Source organism: Octadecabacter antarcticus 307 (assembly GCF_000155675.2).
Lineage (GTDB): Bacteria > Pseudomonadota > Alphaproteobacteria > Rhodobacterales > Rhodobacteraceae > Octadecabacter > Octadecabacter antarcticus.
Genome location: NC_020911.1, coordinates 800,833 through 815,675, shown reverse-complemented (window position 1 = coordinate 815,675; position 14,843 = coordinate 800,833). Strand labels below are relative to the sequence as shown.

The window sequence follows — 14,843 nt, the reverse complement described above, 5'->3', positions numbered from 1 at the left end:
CTTCCCTTAAGCGAAATCAGCGGCGAACGGGTCGAGCGCAGCTTTGAGACGGTTAGCGGCATCACCTTTGATTTTTGGATCGTCGTTGGTGATCCAAGAAATCACGTCAGCATGGTTGGCGTGCATATGCTTGAGCAACGCAGCCTCCCATTTGGCAACATCAGCCACTGCAACTATGTCGAGGTAGCCGTTTGTACCAGCAAAGATGACGCAGACAATTTCGGCATTGGTCAGCGGTGAATATTGCTTTTGCTTCATCAGCTCTGTCAGACGGGCACCACGGGCCAGCAATGCTTGAGTCGATGCGTCCAGATCAGAACCGAACTGCGCAAAGGCTGCCATTTCGCGGTACTGCGCGAGGGACAGTTTCACGGGGCCAGCAACGGACGACATTGCAGATGTCTGGGCAGAACCACCAACACGGGAAACCGACAGACCGGTGTTCACCGCGGGACGGATGCCCTGATAGAACAATTCGGTTTCAAGGAAGATCTGACCATCAGTGATGGAAATCACGTTCGTTGGAATAAACGCGGACACATCACCACCTTGGGTTTCGATGACTGGCAAAGCTGTCAAAGAACCAGAACCGTTGTCTTCGTTCAACTTCGAAGACCGTTCAAGCAATCTGGAGTGCAGATAGAACACGTCACCAGGATAGGCTTCGCGGCCCGGTGGGCGACGCAGCAGAAGGGACATCTGGCGATAGGCAACTGCCTGCTTGGACAAGTCATCATAGATGATCAGCGCGTGACGACCGTTGTCGCGGAAATGCTCAGCCATGGCTGTTGCGGCGTAGGGTGCAAGGAACTGCAACGGCGCCGGGTCAGATGCCGTCGCCGCCACGACGATAGAATACTCCATCGCGCCAGCTTCTTCGAGCTTTTTGACCAACTGAGCCACTGTGGAACGTTTTTGGCCGATGGCCACGTAGACACAGTACAATTTCTTGCCTTCATCGTCGCCAGCGGCTGCGTTGTAGGATTTCTGGTTCAAGATCGTATCGAGCGCGATGGCTGTCTTACCAGTTTGGCGGTCACCAATGATCAATTCGCGCTGGCCACGGCCAATCGGGATCATCGCATCGACAGATTTCAGGCCAGTCGCCATCGGCTCATGGACCGATTTGCGCGGGATAATACCGGGCGCTTTTGCATCAGCAACGGCGCGCTTTGTTGTCTTGATCGGGCCTTTGCCATCAATCGGGTTGCCAAGGCCGTCAACGACGCGCCCCAACAGTTCGTCACCGACAGGAACGTCCACAATGGCATTCGTCCGCTTAACGATGTCGCCTTCTTTAATGGCTTGGTCAGACCCGAAGATCACGCAACCGACGTTGTCGGCTTCAAGGTTCAGCGCCATGCCCTGAATTCCGCCAGGGAATTCAACCATTTCGCCAGCCTGAATATTATCAAGACCATACACGCGCGCGATGCCGTCACCGACGGACAGCACACGGCCAACTTCTGCGACTTCGGCTTCTTGGCCGAAATTCTTGATTTGGTCCTTGAGGATCGCGGAAATTTCCGCAGCTTGGATCGCCATTACCGGGCCTCTTTCATAGTGTTCTGGAGAGCGTTGAGCTTTGATTTAACCGACGTATCGATCATCTTGGACCCAACTTTAACAATAAGACCACCGATGAGGGTTTCATCAACGGTCGCATTTATTTTAACATCAGCCTCGAAGGACGCAGAAAGCGTTTTCGCCAGCTTAGCAGATTGCGGCTTTGTCAGCGCCTTGGCAGAGACCACATCAGCGGTCACCTCGCCTTTTTCTTGTGCGATTTTAGCGTTCAACGACGCGATCATCTGCGGAACCACAAACAAGCGACGCTTGGACGCCATGAGCGCCAGCGTGTTGGCCATAGTCTTTGAGAGTTTCATTTTTTTGGCCACGGCACCGATGGCACCGCCTTGTTCCACGCGGCTATACAGCGGCGAAGAAATCAAGGTGCGCAGATCGTCGCTGCTATCTAAAGCCGCACCCAAGGCGTCAATATCAGTTTCAAGCGCTTTCAGGCCCTTGGCGTCTTTCGAAAGATCGAAGACGGCGGTGGCATAACGCGCGGCAATGCCGGAGGAAATCGAAGCTGGTTCAGACACGTCCACCCTTTCGAAGTCTAGGCGCCCTGCCACCCGCATCGGGAATCACAAGACGTCAAAATCATGCCTCGCATTATCGCGAGGCGGCAAAATCATGGCGGATGTAGCAGAGCGTTTCTGTTGGGGCAACCTAATAGGGGCGCAATTTATTAAGACTGAAACCCCCTTTGTATATTGACCCAAAGCTGGGCTAGGCCCTTGTGCCGTGACGATCTGTGCTGCCCAGCGCCACGAACCCCTTTCTTTACGCTATCTTTGCAAAGACATGCCGCATTTTATAGCGATTCTTTTACACCTGCTATGGAAGGTGCCGTCCTTCGCTACTTACGACAACTGACGCGGTTCCGAAGATCAAACACATTCGAACGGTATTTGACGCAACAAGGGAATTCTTCAGATGGGTCCTGCCGCCTTAATGGCGCTTATATTTGGCGCGTTTTTTTTGATACCGTTGATGACGGGGCAGGACGAAGACATGGTCGACGATGGGGCGGACGACGTTACTGACCCGGCCGATTCCGTGAACCCTGTAAATCCGGACACACTCGGCGCGAGCTTCTCAGAAACCGACGACGTCGTGGCGATTGAATTTGGTGAAAAGGAAACCCGCAGCCTTGCAGTTATTACGTACGTCGATGTTAGTGTTAACAGCGAACCAAGCACCTACATACCCATGCATGAGGCCCGCTACTATCTTGTTCCCGACGGTGTCGATTGGCCTGATAATACATCAGAAACTGCAGGTGATATTCCGGGTGAACGCGACTTTGGCGGCTTTCAAAGCAACTACTTTCTGAGTGACTTCGAAGAACATTTTGGCCTCACGCTCTTGGGGCCTCATCATCTTTTGGCGGAAGCTGACACATTTGCGTCGCCTGAGAACATGACCGACGGCCTGCCCGAATTGACCGCGAACCGCGACGCGGGGTATTATTATCTAGAGTCGGGCTTCGACAACCGAGCTCTGACGTCATACCTACAAGAAAGATGTCTCGTAACACGCAACGGCGTCACAGAAACCCTAGTGACTGAGGATACCATCGGGACAGACAGAATTGACTGGCTTACCGCCGATGCGGGCGGCATCACCGTAAATGGTGCAGCGGGCGACGATGTGCTGCTCAGCGAAGTTGCCAACGTCGTGTTCGAAGGCGGTGATGGCAACGACTTCGCCCATGCCTGCGGTGTCCGTGCCATCATTAACGGCGACGACCTCATCAAAATCGAGGAAGGCGGGTCGACGATTGACGGCGGTGCTGGCGATAACCGCATCCGCATGTTTGGCTCGATTCGGGGGAGCGTTATCAATGGTGGCAGAGGTGTTGATAACATACTCAGCTTTGGTGGCAACGTGAACGGCGGCACAGGCAACGACAACATTGAGATCTTTCATCGAAGCGGTGCCGCTTACGGGGATGAGGGAGACGACCTGATAGAGGCACATTATTCAAGTGGATCAAGGCTCTATGGTGGGGTTGGCGATGACGTTCTGTACGAGAGATCGGGCGACAGCGAACTTTTTGGCGATGAAGGCAATGACAGACTTACCGCAAGAAAAGGGTTCAACCGCGGATAGCGGCGCGTGCGATGACGCCATTTCCGTTTACGCAAGCGGCACAGCAATTGGTGGCGACGGCGACGATACCATTACTTACACGAGTCACCCATATAACGACGGCGACGGAACCGCATTCGCACAAGGCGGTGCTGGCGCAGATACTTTCCAAATTGGCCATTTCCGTCTCGATGGCACCCCGCCTGATGACATCTATTTGCAGATCAACGACTTTGATCCAGATGAAGATATCCTTCGAGTCAGACCCGAAAACATCGACGGCACAAATGTGAACGACATTAGTGTCCGCAAAGACGCTGGCGGAGCGTTTACAGACATTGTGGTCTCGTATGAAGCCCGCGCCAACGACAGCGATGTCAGTATCCTTGTGATCCGCCTTGACGGGACCACCGGCGTCACCGCTGATCAGATCGTGTTGGGCTAAGCGCCACCAAGAGACATGCCCTAGGCCGGTTTCACCACTGGCCCGCCCATGCCCTCAAGTACCCGAAGGGGGCGTTTGACTGCCTCTGCCAGACCGGGGCGTCTTGGCTGCGGGACTTGTTTGGCGGCTTCGACCATCAAAACGCCGCCCGCTGCAAAGACAGGAATGTGGCGCCCAGCACCTTCCATCGCTTTCGCAAATTGTCGCCAGATTTTGCGCGCGGATGGGGGCTGATACAACGTGGACAACGTATTGACAGGAATAAGCCCGACATCGCGCAGCTGTTTTTCCAACTGACCCAGCGAATAGGGCCGCCCAAAGCCGAACGGCGTTGCATCGGACCGCGACCAAAGCCCGGTTCGATTGGGTACAATAAACACCGCGCGTCCCCCTGGCCCAAGTACACGCCAGCATTCATCCAGCAGTGCCATGGGAGTATCGGACGTTTCCAGCCCGTGCAAAAGCACCAATTTATCAACGCTGCCAGACGCCAACGGCCAGAGCGTGTCTTCGCAGAGCACACTAACGTTTGGCTTGTTGTCAGGCCACGGCATAACGCCTTGCGGACCGGGCATCAGCGCAATGACCCGCCGCGAGTCCGCAAGATAAGGCCGCAACAAGGGCACCGCAAACCCGAACCCCGCGACCGTTTGCCCCTTTGCTTCGGGCCACAACCGCACCAATTCATCCCGTACGACCTTTTGTGCCGCGCGGCCCAGTGGACTGCGGTAGTAAAATTCCCGAAGATCGTGCACATCTAGATGCATTTTCGCCCCAATCAGCCCATACTGCCCCAAACTGTCAAAACGAACAGGCAACACGTCACCATCACAATACCAACAGGATTGGACAACACCATGCCCCTCGAACTTGTGACCATTCCCTGTCTTGCGAATAATTATGCCTTCTTGTTGCACAATGCCCGCACGAAAGAGACCTTATTGGTCGACGCTCCCGACGCTCCACCCATTCAAGCGGCGTTGGACGCGCAGGGCTGGACACTGACGGACATCCTTCTGACGCACCACCACGGGGATCATGTTGACGGACTAGAGCCATTGCGCGGATCGGCCCGTGTGATCGGCGCGGCGGCAGACGCTCACCGCTTACCGCCGATTGATCTAGCTGTGGTTGAGGGAGATACAATCACGATCTGCGGCGAAGCTGCGCAGGTTTTCGATGTTTCAGGCCACACGATCGGCCATTTTGCACTGCATTTTGCCACGTCCGACGTGCTGTTCACCGGCGACAGTCTGATGGCCCTTGGATGTGGCCGACTATTCGAAGGCACGCCCGCCCAGATGTGGCAAAGCATGCTAAAATTGCGCGCCCTACCCGATGAGACCCGTGTTTGCAGCGGCCACGAATACACCCAAACCAACGCCCGTTTCGCATTAACTATTGAACCGGACAATTCCGACCTTATCTCTCGTATAGAAGAAGTCACCAGAACCCGCGCGGAGAAGCAACCTACCGTGCCCTCAGACCTCGGCGTTGAGAAGCGCACAAACCCTTTTCTGCGGGCCGACGTTCCCGCGCTGCAAACCGCCTTTGGCATGACCAACAGCGACCCGACCGACGTCTTCACCGAGATCCGCAAGAAACGAGATAATTTCTGACCGCCCAGAATTTAGCATAATCGTCAATAAAACAGAGCCTTAGACGTCACAATCGCGACCCAGTAACAACTTTGTGGAATTTTTTTCCTTGAAGCAAGACTGAATAAGGCAAAACTTAACCATAAGAGACCACGGTTTGGATGGGCCGCGACCCCCAGCAGACCCCGATCAGAAGGAGCACGCAACATGCCATCATTTTCCACGACGCTTGAGCAGTCAATCCATTCCGCCTTGGCGCTGGCCAACGCGCGTAAACATGAACTCGCCACGCTTGAGCACCTCTTGCTCGCGTTGATCGATGAACCCGATGCGGCCCGCGTGATGAAAGCATGTTCGGTTGATCTGGGAGAGTTGCGCAAAACACTTGAGGATTTCATCGAAGACGATCTGTCGACCCTAGTGACGGACGTTGAAGGATCCGAAGCAGTGCCAACGGCTGCCTTCCAGCGTGTCATCCAGCGCGCCGCGATCCATGTGCAGTCGTCTGGGCGCACCGAAGTGACTGGTGCCAATGTGCTTGTCGCAATATTTGCTGAACGCGAAAGCAATGCAGCCTATTTTCTGCAAGACCAAGACATGACCCGCTATGACGCAGTAAACTTCATTGCCCATGGTGTCGCGAAAAATCCAGCATTTGGCGAAAGTCGGCCGGTCACTGGCGCACCAACACTAGACGACGAAGCTGAATCGGCAGAGGAATCAAGCAAGGACGAAAGCGCGCTGGCCAAATATTGCGTCGATCTGAACGTCAAAGCACAAAAAGGTGACGTTGACCCGCTGATTGGCCGCGATCACGAAGTTGAGCGTTGCATTCAGGTGCTGTGCCGCCGCCGCAAAAACAACCCGCTTTTGGTGGGCGACCCCGGCGTCGGTAAAACTGCCATCGCCGAGGGCTTGGCGCGTAAGATTATTGAATCCAAAGTGCCGGAGGTTCTCGCAGGCACAACAATCTATTCCCTTGATATGGGCGCACTGCTGGCCGGCACCCGCTACCGTGGTGATTTCGAGGAACGCCTGAAGGCGGTCATGACTGAACTTGAAGATCACGACGACGCGGTCCTGTTCATCGACGAGATCCATACAATCATTGGCGCTGGTGCAACATCCGGCGGGGCCATGGATGCGTCCAACCTGCTGAAACCTGCGCTCGCGGGTGGCAAGCTGCGCTGTATGGGATCCACAACCTACAAAGAATTCCGTCAACATTTTGAAAAAGACCGTGCTTTGGCGCGGCGGTTCCAGAAGATTGATGTCAATGAGCCCTCCGTTGAGGATTCGATCAAGATCCTCAAAGGCATCAAGACCTATTTCGAAGATCATCATCAGATCAAATACACTGCCGATGCGATCAAATCAGCCGTGGAACTGTCAGCCCGCTACATTAACGACCGCAAGCTGCCCGACAAAGCCATCGATGTCATCGACGAGGCGGGCGCAGCTCAGCATCTGGTCGCCGAAAGCAAACGTCGCAAGACCATCGGAACCAAAGAAATTGAGGCTGTTGTGGCGAAGATCGCCCGCATCCCACCCAAAAACGTGTCCAAGGATGATGCCGAGGTTCTCAAGGATTTGGAATCTTCCCTCAAACGTGTGGTGTTCGGCCAAGACGACGCGATTGTCGCGCTAAGCTCTGCGATCAAGCTGGCGCGCGCTGGACTGCGTGAGCCCGAAAAGCCCATTGGTAACTACCTGTTCGCAGGTCCAACTGGTGTGGGTAAAACCGAAGTTGCCAAACAGTTGGCCGACACGCTGGGCGTTGAACTTCTGCGCTTTGATATGTCGGAATATATGGAAAAGCATTCAATCTCCCGCCTCATCGGCGCCCCTCCTGGCTACGTCGGCTTTGATCAGGGTGGAATGTTGACCGACGGCGTCGATCAAAACCCCCACTGTGTTTTGCTGCTTGATGAGATGGAAAAGGCCCATCCGGATGTCTACAATATTCTGTTGCAAGTTATGGATAACGGAAAACTGACCGATCATAATGGCCGGACAACGGATTTCCGCAATGTCATCATCATCATGACTACGAACGCTGGTGCGTCCGAAATGGCAAAAGAAGCCATCGGGTTTGGCCGTGAACGTCGCACAGGCGAAGACACGGCTGCGATTGAACGCACGTTCACGCCAGAATTCCGCAACCGTCTGGACGCGGTCGTCAGCTTTGCCCCGCTTGGAAAAGAGATCATCCTGCAAGTGGTTGAAAAATTTGTCCTCCAGCTAGAGGCGCAATTGATGGATCGCAATGTGTCTATCGAACTGACCCGACCTGCTGCGGAATGGCTTGCGGATAAAGGGTATGATGACAAAATGGGCGCGCGTCCGCTGGGCCGTACGATCCAAGAACACATCAAGAAACCATTGGCCGAAGAGTTACTGTTCGGCACTCTGGCCAAAGGTGGTCATGTCAAGGTTGGCATGAAAAACGGCAAACTTGATCTCCAAATCGAGCCCCCTGAAAAGGTTCGCATCTCAAAAGACAAACCACCGCTCCTTGCGGCGGATTGATGCGTGCCATTGCACTGATGATAACCTGCGCCACACCAGCCGTGGCGCAGGATCTACGACTCGGTCTACCCATCGACTGCACCTTGGGCGACACCTGCTATATCCAAAACTACGTCGACAATGACCCGTCCGAGGCTGCGTTGGATTTCCAATGTGGGTCGCTGACATATGACGGTCACAAGGGCACTGATTTTGGCTTGCCATTGCTGTCAGCGATGGACGTTGGCGTCGATGTACTTGCCTCAGCTGCTGGAACCGTGCGCGGCGTGCGCAATGATATGCGCGACGCCCTTTATACTTCTGACCTCGCTGGAGAAATCAATGGGCGTGATTGTGGGAATGGTGTCGTCGTCGCACATGGCGGCGCTTGGGAAACTCAGTATTGTCATATGAAAGAAGGCAGTGTTGTGGTAGTGACAGGCGACCAAGTTGCGCCAGGCGATATCCTTGGCCAAGTTGGGCTTTCTGGCCGCACCCAATTCCCTCATGTGCATATTTCGGTGCGCCGCAGCGGTGCGATTGTTGATCCATTCGCACCAGAGGGCGATATTATCTGTGGCGGAGTCGGCGAAAATACGTTGTGGGACATCCGATTGGACACGCCTGCTGGCGGAGTGCTCAGTATCGGCTTTGCCGACGACGTGCCGGACTATGATAGTGTCAAAGCAGGCACCGCCGCCGCTACATTTTTATCCGCCGATGCCCCGATCGTCCTTTGGGCGTTTGCGTTCGGCGCGCAGACCGGCGACGTGGTGACCATCACGATCGACGGACCGGATGGCGCATTGTTCCAAACCGACGATGTCCTAACCCGTGTGCAAGCGCTTTTCATGCGCGCTGGCGGCCTCAACCCGCCAGAAGACGGCTGGCCAACAGGCACCTACGACGGCGTCGTCACACACAACCGCGATGGGATTGAATTGGACCGATTGAGCACGACAATCAGCCTGCCCTAATCTGCCTTTGTCTCGAAAATATCCGGCCTTATGTATCAAACGCACCGACAATATAGCTGATCTTTCCGCCCATGTGAATCACAATGGGGCATGCAGAATAGAACCATCAACAACGCGCTGTTGGCGCTGTATAGCACTGGTGATGCAAGGGAGCACGTAGAGGCCCTAATAATGGTACCGAGCGGGGTTGATAGGCCACGGCGCATGCACGATAGGCCGTTATCGCGTGGTAAGTGCAGGCGGATCGTGCTGGAACTGCTTCCGTGCACAACCTCAGACGTTGCTAACTACACAAGCTGAACTTGTGGGAGTGTCGCGCAAGAGTGCCGTGCAGCGGGCCTATATGGCGCTGTGTCGGCTTAGGGATAGCGAGCATGTGGTGCAGGGTTTTGGGTCGGATGGGTGTTTGTGGCAGCTGGCCCAATGAAGGGCCAGCACCAGTTATGCAGTCGCCAAAGCGCGTTCAACGTCTTCTGGTGCGTTCATAATTACCTTAAGAAGAACGCGAGCCGTTCCATCGGGATGAACCGCCCTTGCTCCCAACCCCGTAGGGTTCCGAGGTCAAACCCGAAGCGTAGCGCGAATTCTTCTTGTGTAAGTCGCAAGCTCTCCCGAACTGCCCTTACATCAATCTTATGGACAGTCACCGTGTGTTCTAGGGTATTCGTGTTGAAGCCCTAAGCGTGATCAAGAGCCTCACCAAGGCCATTTATCGAGTTATGCGCGAAAGTTGGTGACGGTGTGATTAGGCGGCGTTCTGAGGTTGCTTGATCGCGTCCTTGAACTCAACCCCTTGCATGACTTCGGGCAGTCGGTTTGTGCCGCTGAGCTTTCGCCATTTCTTCTTGGCTGCCCCTTGCCTGACAGGGTATTGCGCAGCAATGTCCCGCGAAGGATCATCGGCTTGAAGACCATAGATAGGGCGGTTTTGCGGCTCAGGCAGCCTTTGGTTTTGCGTGTCTGATTGCGGACTGGGGCAAAGACGCTTTCAATCGGATTTGTCGTGCGGATGTGCTTCCAGTGTTTGGCTGGAAAGTCGTAGAAGGTAAGCAACGCGTCACGATCTTTGGTCAGCTTCTTGATAGCCCGCTCGTATTTCACGCCGTCGGTTTCCACAAACAGATCAAAGGCGACGATGGCCTCTTTCTTTGTTGCGGCCATCTATGACCCGGCAGGGCATGCTTGCATGCCTGAGAGGGCAGATGTCTTGCAGCCCTGCCGTGGGCTTTTCATGTAGGGCTTCGGCATCGCGCCCGTGATGTTGGCCATCTTGTGGAGCCAGCAGCGTTGTTCGCGTGTGCTCGGATACACGTCCCGCAATGCGGTCCAAAAGCCCAGGGCACCATCCATTGCCCGGCAGTGCATTGTGCAACAATGTCACGTGAGGAGGAGCCACAGGCCAGATCGGGCGCAATCATCAGTCCCCGTTTTTTCAGGCTCCGAAGAAGATCACGCCCGTTGAGCGGCAACACATGCTTGCATGTGTGAGAGGGGGTTGTCCGCGTTCTCGCGGAACCCATCCATGATACCAAGAACATCCTTGTCGCCGTATTCGTCTGCGCCAATAATCACCAACATACATTGACGATCATCGTCCAGGCGCGGGTTGAAGTAGACACCGTCCGCCCAGATGTAGGCGTAGCGCTTGCCCCCCTCTCATGCATGCGACGCATGCACTGCCGGGCAACAGGTCAGATCGCGCTTGCGCCAGGCCTTATACTCGTCCCACCAGGTTGCCTTAAGACGTGTGATTGTCGAAGACGACAACCCCTCGGCAGGCGGGCCCACCAACGAAGCCAGAGCCTCCCTGAAGTCCCCCGTCGAGATGCCCCCTCTCGGCGATGCAAGCATCGCCTGCCGGGCAGTGCTTGAGGTAAAGCCATGGCAGCAATTCCGCCACAGACTTTGCCTTGCGCAAATAGGGCGGGATAAGCGACGCGTTGAAATGGACCTTCATACCATCCGCGTTTGCACCACGGTCGCGCACCCGAGGAACCTGGACTGACACCTTGCCGATCCCCCTTCTCGGCAGATTGTTTCACAATCGCCTGTCCCGTTGCCGACAGGCCATGCTTTGCATGACCGAGAGGGGGCAATGGTCATAACTTCGCGCTCCGGCAGAAAGCCATGCTGCACCAGCCGCTGGCGACCCTCGTCGTTCAAAAGGTGGACGTGACCTTCCAGAAACTCCGACACCTCAGCGCGCACAGCAGTGGCCAGAAGCTCCCGTGCTCCTGCGCGCAGCACATCTGTCAACGGATCAGGTGAAAAATCGCTTGGTTTCGTGAAGTCGATAACTGTATTCTTGGTCATGTGGCATATCCCTTACTCAATGAGAATGCGGCGCGTCAACAACGCCATGATATGCCGCCCATCAGGGCCGTCACAAACTTTCAGCTATGACTCAGGCATTGCTTCGCAAGACCCTGTCCACTGCCCGAGAGGGGGGCAGTGGATCTCACGCAACAATATCAGACTGGGCTCGCGGTTTTGAGCACTGCCAACATTAAGTCTCACCTCTCTGCTGATAGTTGAGATCGAACGCCATAACGTTCGGGCAATCGATCGCAAAGACAACGGCCCGATCAGACCCCGGTCAGACCCTGTGATATCTCTTCGCGTTCCGTCAGGGTCAGCACCAAGCGGGACCTGACGGAATCTGGTGGGCGAATGCCACACAGTGCGCGCAAGGAGCGCATAAATCGACAATGATGAACGCTCAAAACCACGCCCAATCGACCTCATCGCCCCCCCGTTGCCATCGATCCCCGATATCCGATTTCTGTTTGCCTGTGAAAAACACGCGGCGACGATACTTCATAGGGCACACTCGATCCTTCCAAAAAGATTACAGTGTTGCGCCGATCAGTTGAAGCCGCCGCTCGTAGCGGTCCATCCCCCTCACGCCCGCTTGCACAGGTGGAATAATGTGCCCATAGTCAATGATGCTCGGCCCACAAATACGCGGCTGCCCCCCGTTACACGCAGAAACATCGCATCTAGAACCCCCGCATCCGCACGCCCGACCGGAAGTTCAATTGCCGCGATAAACGTACGCTCGTCAACATCGGTGGATTGGGTTTTGTTATCTGCATCCGCCCTGTGGTGTCCTCCCAATTTGAGGGAAGTTGTCACATCAGCCGCATCAGATCACCTTTCGACGGCCAAAAAGACGCTCTGAAATGGTCCGCACTGATTGGGCAGGGCTAGAATTACCGCCTTGAAAAGCCGGCGCCATTGGGTCGGCGCGGCAGCGTCCTGTTGGTTGCGTACCTTCACCGATCAGCTGCGTTGCCGGTATTGCGGCCAACGCCAGCGTCAAATCCTGCGCCCGCCGCGCATGTTTGGCGTAGGCGTTAATTTCGGCCGCCATGTCTGACACAGGCGCGCTCAGGTGTGTAACTTTGATATGAACCGACCCATGTACCGATTTTCCAATCTTTACGATGACCCAGCTACCAATAGGAAAAAACCCGATGCGCAGTGTCCGTAACTTGACGCCACCATATTCGTCCCAACTGCGTTTCTTCTTGCCCATCACTGAAAAGCCGCTCACATCCGCCGCAAAACTCGGCCTTGGGATGGTGTACCTCCATGCGGTAAGCGCAATCAAACCGGCCCCGATCAACGCCATAAGCGCCGGAACCCAGCCCGACATATCAGGCACCCAACTGTACATCTGGTAGGCCATAAACAGATTGAACGCACCTATCGCAGCCGTTTTTTTTGTGCGATCTGTCGCTGGGATAAAGGGCAATTGGTGTCATGTCTGGTCCTTTCGGTTTCCCAAACATCCTGACAGCAATTTGTGACCAAACTTTATCGCAACTGCGAAAACTTTGCGTTAACCGTCATCACGCCAGCGGTTCACAATCGGATACCTGCGATCCAGCCAGAACGCTTTCATCGACAACCGCGGCCCCGGTGCAGACTGGAACCGTTTGTATTCACTGATAAAAAGCAGGTGTTCGATTTTTTTTACCACCGTTCGACCATAGCCCACCGCGACGCAGTCCGCGACGCTGGCGTCATCGTCAACCAACATCGTTAAAATGCCATCTAACACGTCATATTCCGGCAGGCTGTCGCTGTCTTTCTGGTCATCGCGCAATTCCGCACTTGGCGGTTTGTCGATGATCGCCACAGGAATCATCTCACCTGCGGACGCCTTCATCCAAGGACGATGATTTACATTCCGCCAGCGACAAATATCAAACACCCGCGTTTTATAAAGGTCTTTGATCGGGTTATATCCACCTGACATATCACCGTAGATCGTGGCATATCCCACCGCGACCTCTGATTTGTTGCCTGTCGTCAGCAGCATTTCGCCAAACTTGTTAGACTGCGCCATTAACAACAACCCGCGAATACGTGACTGTATGTTCTCTTCCGTCAGCCCCTCGTCCAAGTCCGCAAACAATGGCGCCAACGTCTCCGTCACTGCCGCCCGCACAGCACCGATCGGCACGATATCATAGCGCACGCCCAGCGCCGCAGCAGCAGCCTTGGCGTCATCCAAAGACGCATCTGACGTGTATTCAGACGGCATCATCACGCAGCGCACATTATCCGGCCCCAACGCATCTGCCGCAATCGCGGCAACAATCGCCGAATCCACGCCACCAGACAGGCCTAGCAGGACTTTCTTGAATCCGGTCTTGTCCATGTAATCACGCAGTCCCAGCACCATCGCCGCGTAATCGGTTTCGAACGCGCTCGGTTCAAGGTGTTTGTCACCGTCTTCGGCGACCCACCCAGCATCCGTTCGCACGAAATCAACGTGGGCAATCGCGTCTTCAAACCACGGCATCTGCACGGCCAACGCGCCGTGGCGGTTCAACACGAACGACCCGCCATCAAACACCTGATCGTCCTGCCCACCGACCATGTTCAGATAGACCAGCGGAACATCATTTTCGATCACGCGCGCGACCATATTGTTCAGGCGCACGCTGAATTTATCACGAAAATACGGACTGCCATTTGGCACCAGCAACAATTCCGCACCACTTTCCACCATCGCCTCGCAGACATCCGGATACCATGCGTCTTCGCAAATCGGTGTTCCAATCCGCAGCGGCCCTGCGTCCTCCCCCGTATTAAATGGCCCTTGCATATCAGCGCGACTGAACAGGCGGACCTCGTCGAAGACATTGAAGTTAGGAAGGAAATATTTGCGCGTCGTGGAAATAACCCTCCCATTCTTCAGAACAAAATACGCATTGTGCAGCTTGTCGCCTTCCCGAAACGGCCCACCAATCCCAAGCATCGGACCATCTGCACAATCCGCCGCCAGCCGTTCCAACTCAGCCGCAACTTCACGTTCAAATGCGGGTTTCATGATCAAATCTTGCGGCTGATACCCGACCAAAAACATCTCCGGCAGCATGACCATGTCAGCCCCCGCAGCGCGCCCCTGCTCCCATGCAAAGCGCGCCTTTTCAGCATTGCCTGTGATGTCACCAACAGTGGGATTCAACTGCGCCATCGTCAGGCGGAAACGGTCGCTCATGGGGTCACCTTTCACATATATTATCCCCACATAATCACACAAACCGGCAAGGGAAAGCCGAAGACGCAAAAGCCACGTAGAACCACAGTTGTCACGGCGCCCCCTTCCCCCTATCCTGCCTCAAATTCCGCATGAAAGAA

Annotated in this window: 12 protein-coding genes and 2 pseudogenes; 5 read left to right on the top strand and 9 right to left on the bottom strand. The window is 55.0% G+C overall.

Annotated features, from left to right (window positions below):
- Positions 1-6: 6 nt before the first annotated feature.
- Both atpA and OAN307_RS04205 read right to left on the bottom strand, forming a co-directional pair.
- The gene (gene atpA / locus OAN307_RS04210; protein ID WP_015498600.1) at positions 7-1,545 is read right to left on the bottom strand and encodes a F0F1 ATP synthase subunit alpha; all 1,539 of its coding nucleotides are present in this window, start codon (positions 1,543-1,545) and stop codon (positions 7-9) included.
- The gene (locus OAN307_RS04205) at positions 1,545-2,111 is read right to left on the bottom strand and encodes a F0F1 ATP synthase subunit delta (protein ID WP_044044469.1); all 567 of its coding nucleotides are present in this window, start codon (positions 2,109-2,111) and stop codon (positions 1,545-1,547) included. The genes atpA and OAN307_RS04205 overlap by 1 nt, the downstream gene beginning before the upstream one ends.
- A gap of 391 nt (positions 2,112-2,502) precedes the next feature.
- Between OAN307_RS04205 and OAN307_RS25055 the strand changes: the two genes are divergently transcribed.
- Together OAN307_RS25055 and OAN307_RS04195 are read left to right on the top strand one after the other, a co-directional pair.
- Entirely contained in the window at positions 2,503-3,681 is a 1,179-nt protein-coding gene (locus tag OAN307_RS25055; RefSeq protein ID WP_015498598.1) for a hypothetical protein, read from the top strand.
- Positions 3,641-4,105 carry a hypothetical protein gene (locus OAN307_RS04195; RefSeq protein WP_015498597.1) on the top strand — a complete coding sequence of 155 codons (465 nt, stop codon included), beginning with the start codon at positions 3,641-3,643 and terminating at the stop codon, positions 4,103-4,105. The genes OAN307_RS25055 and OAN307_RS04195 overlap by 41 nt, the downstream gene beginning before the upstream one ends.
- Positions 4,106-4,125: 20 nt before the next feature.
- On the opposite strand, the gene OAN307_RS04190 is transcribed toward OAN307_RS04195, so the two are convergent.
- Positions 4,126-4,872, bottom strand: coding sequence for a class I SAM-dependent methyltransferase (locus OAN307_RS04190; protein ID WP_015498596.1), 747 nt, complete (start codon positions 4,870-4,872; stop codon positions 4,126-4,128).
- 90 nt (positions 4,873-4,962) lie between these two features.
- Here OAN307_RS04190 and gloB point away from each other — a divergent pair, with 90 nt between their 5' ends.
- From gloB to OAN307_RS04175, 3 genes are all read left to right on the top strand, one after another.
- Positions 4,963-5,724, top strand: coding sequence for a hydroxyacylglutathione hydrolase (gloB, locus tag OAN307_RS04185; RefSeq protein ID WP_044044468.1), 762 nt, complete (start codon positions 4,963-4,965; stop codon positions 5,722-5,724).
- A gap of 186 nt (positions 5,725-5,910) precedes the next feature.
- Positions 5,911-8,232 carry an ATP-dependent Clp protease ATP-binding subunit ClpA gene (clpA, locus tag OAN307_RS04180; protein ID WP_015498594.1) on the top strand — a complete coding sequence of 774 codons (2,322 nt, stop codon included), beginning with the start codon at positions 5,911-5,913 and terminating at the stop codon, positions 8,230-8,232.
- The gene (locus OAN307_RS04175; RefSeq protein WP_015498593.1) at positions 8,232-9,188 is read left to right on the top strand and encodes a M23 family metallopeptidase; all 957 of its coding nucleotides are present in this window, start codon (positions 8,232-8,234) and stop codon (positions 9,186-9,188) included. Before clpA ends, OAN307_RS04175 begins: the two co-directional genes overlap by 1 nt.
- A gap of 488 nt (positions 9,189-9,676) precedes the next feature.
- Here OAN307_RS04175 and OAN307_RS29375 read toward each other — a convergent pair whose 3' ends face one another.
- The 6 genes and pseudogenes from OAN307_RS29375 to OAN307_RS04160 form a co-directional block, all read right to left on the bottom strand.
- Positions 9,677-9,835, bottom strand: coding sequence for a helix-turn-helix domain-containing protein (locus tag OAN307_RS29375; protein ID WP_217564379.1), 159 nt, complete (start codon positions 9,833-9,835; stop codon positions 9,677-9,679).
- A 98-nt stretch (positions 9,836-9,933) separates the two neighbouring features.
- Positions 9,934-11,501: pseudogene (locus OAN307_RS04170) on the bottom strand (IS256 family transposase).
- A gap of 171 nt (positions 11,502-11,672) precedes the next feature.
- Positions 11,673-12,009, bottom strand: a pseudogene (locus OAN307_RS31125) (helix-turn-helix domain-containing protein); the annotation flags it as partial.
- Positions 12,010-12,089: 80 nt separating this feature from the next.
- Positions 12,090-12,323, bottom strand: coding sequence for a hypothetical protein (locus tag OAN307_RS27700; RefSeq protein ID WP_144055496.1), 234 nt, complete (start codon positions 12,321-12,323; stop codon positions 12,090-12,092).
- A 10-nt stretch (positions 12,324-12,333) separates the two neighbouring features.
- Positions 12,334-12,945: a hypothetical protein gene (locus OAN307_RS04165; protein WP_044043188.1), complete on the bottom strand. Its 612-nt coding sequence runs from the start codon at positions 12,943-12,945 to the stop codon at positions 12,334-12,336.
- 87 nt (positions 12,946-13,032) lie between these two features.
- The gene (locus OAN307_RS04160; protein WP_044043186.1) at positions 13,033-14,703 is read right to left on the bottom strand and encodes an NAD+ synthase; all 1,671 of its coding nucleotides are present in this window, start codon (positions 14,701-14,703) and stop codon (positions 13,033-13,035) included.
- Positions 14,704-14,843 lie beyond the last annotated feature (140 nt).

Coding starts and splice junctions, on each gene's coding strand:
- atpA (WP_015498600.1), bottom strand. CDS start 1,545: ATGGCGATCCAAGCTGCGGAAATTTCCGCGATCCTCAAGGACCAAATC.
- OAN307_RS25055 (WP_015498598.1), top strand. CDS start 2,503: ATGGGTCCTGCCGCCTTAATGGCGCTTATATTTGGCGCGTTTTTTTTG.
- OAN307_RS04195 (WP_015498597.1), top strand. CDS start 3,641: ATGACAGACTTACCGCAAGAAAAGGGTTCAACCGCGGATAGCGGCGCG.
- OAN307_RS04190 (WP_015498596.1), bottom strand. CDS start 4,872: ATGCATCTAGATGTGCACGATCTTCGGGAATTTTACTACCGCAGTCCA.
- gloB (WP_044044468.1), top strand. CDS start 4,963: ATGCCCCTCGAACTTGTGACCATTCCCTGTCTTGCGAATAATTATGCC.
- clpA (WP_015498594.1), top strand. CDS start 5,911: ATGCCATCATTTTCCACGACGCTTGAGCAGTCAATCCATTCCGCCTTG.
- OAN307_RS04175 (WP_015498593.1), top strand. CDS start 8,232: ATGCGTGCCATTGCACTGATGATAACCTGCGCCACACCAGCCGTGGCG.
- OAN307_RS04160 (WP_044043186.1), bottom strand. CDS start 14,703: ATGAGCGACCGTTTCCGCCTGACGATGGCGCAGTTGAATCCCACTGTT.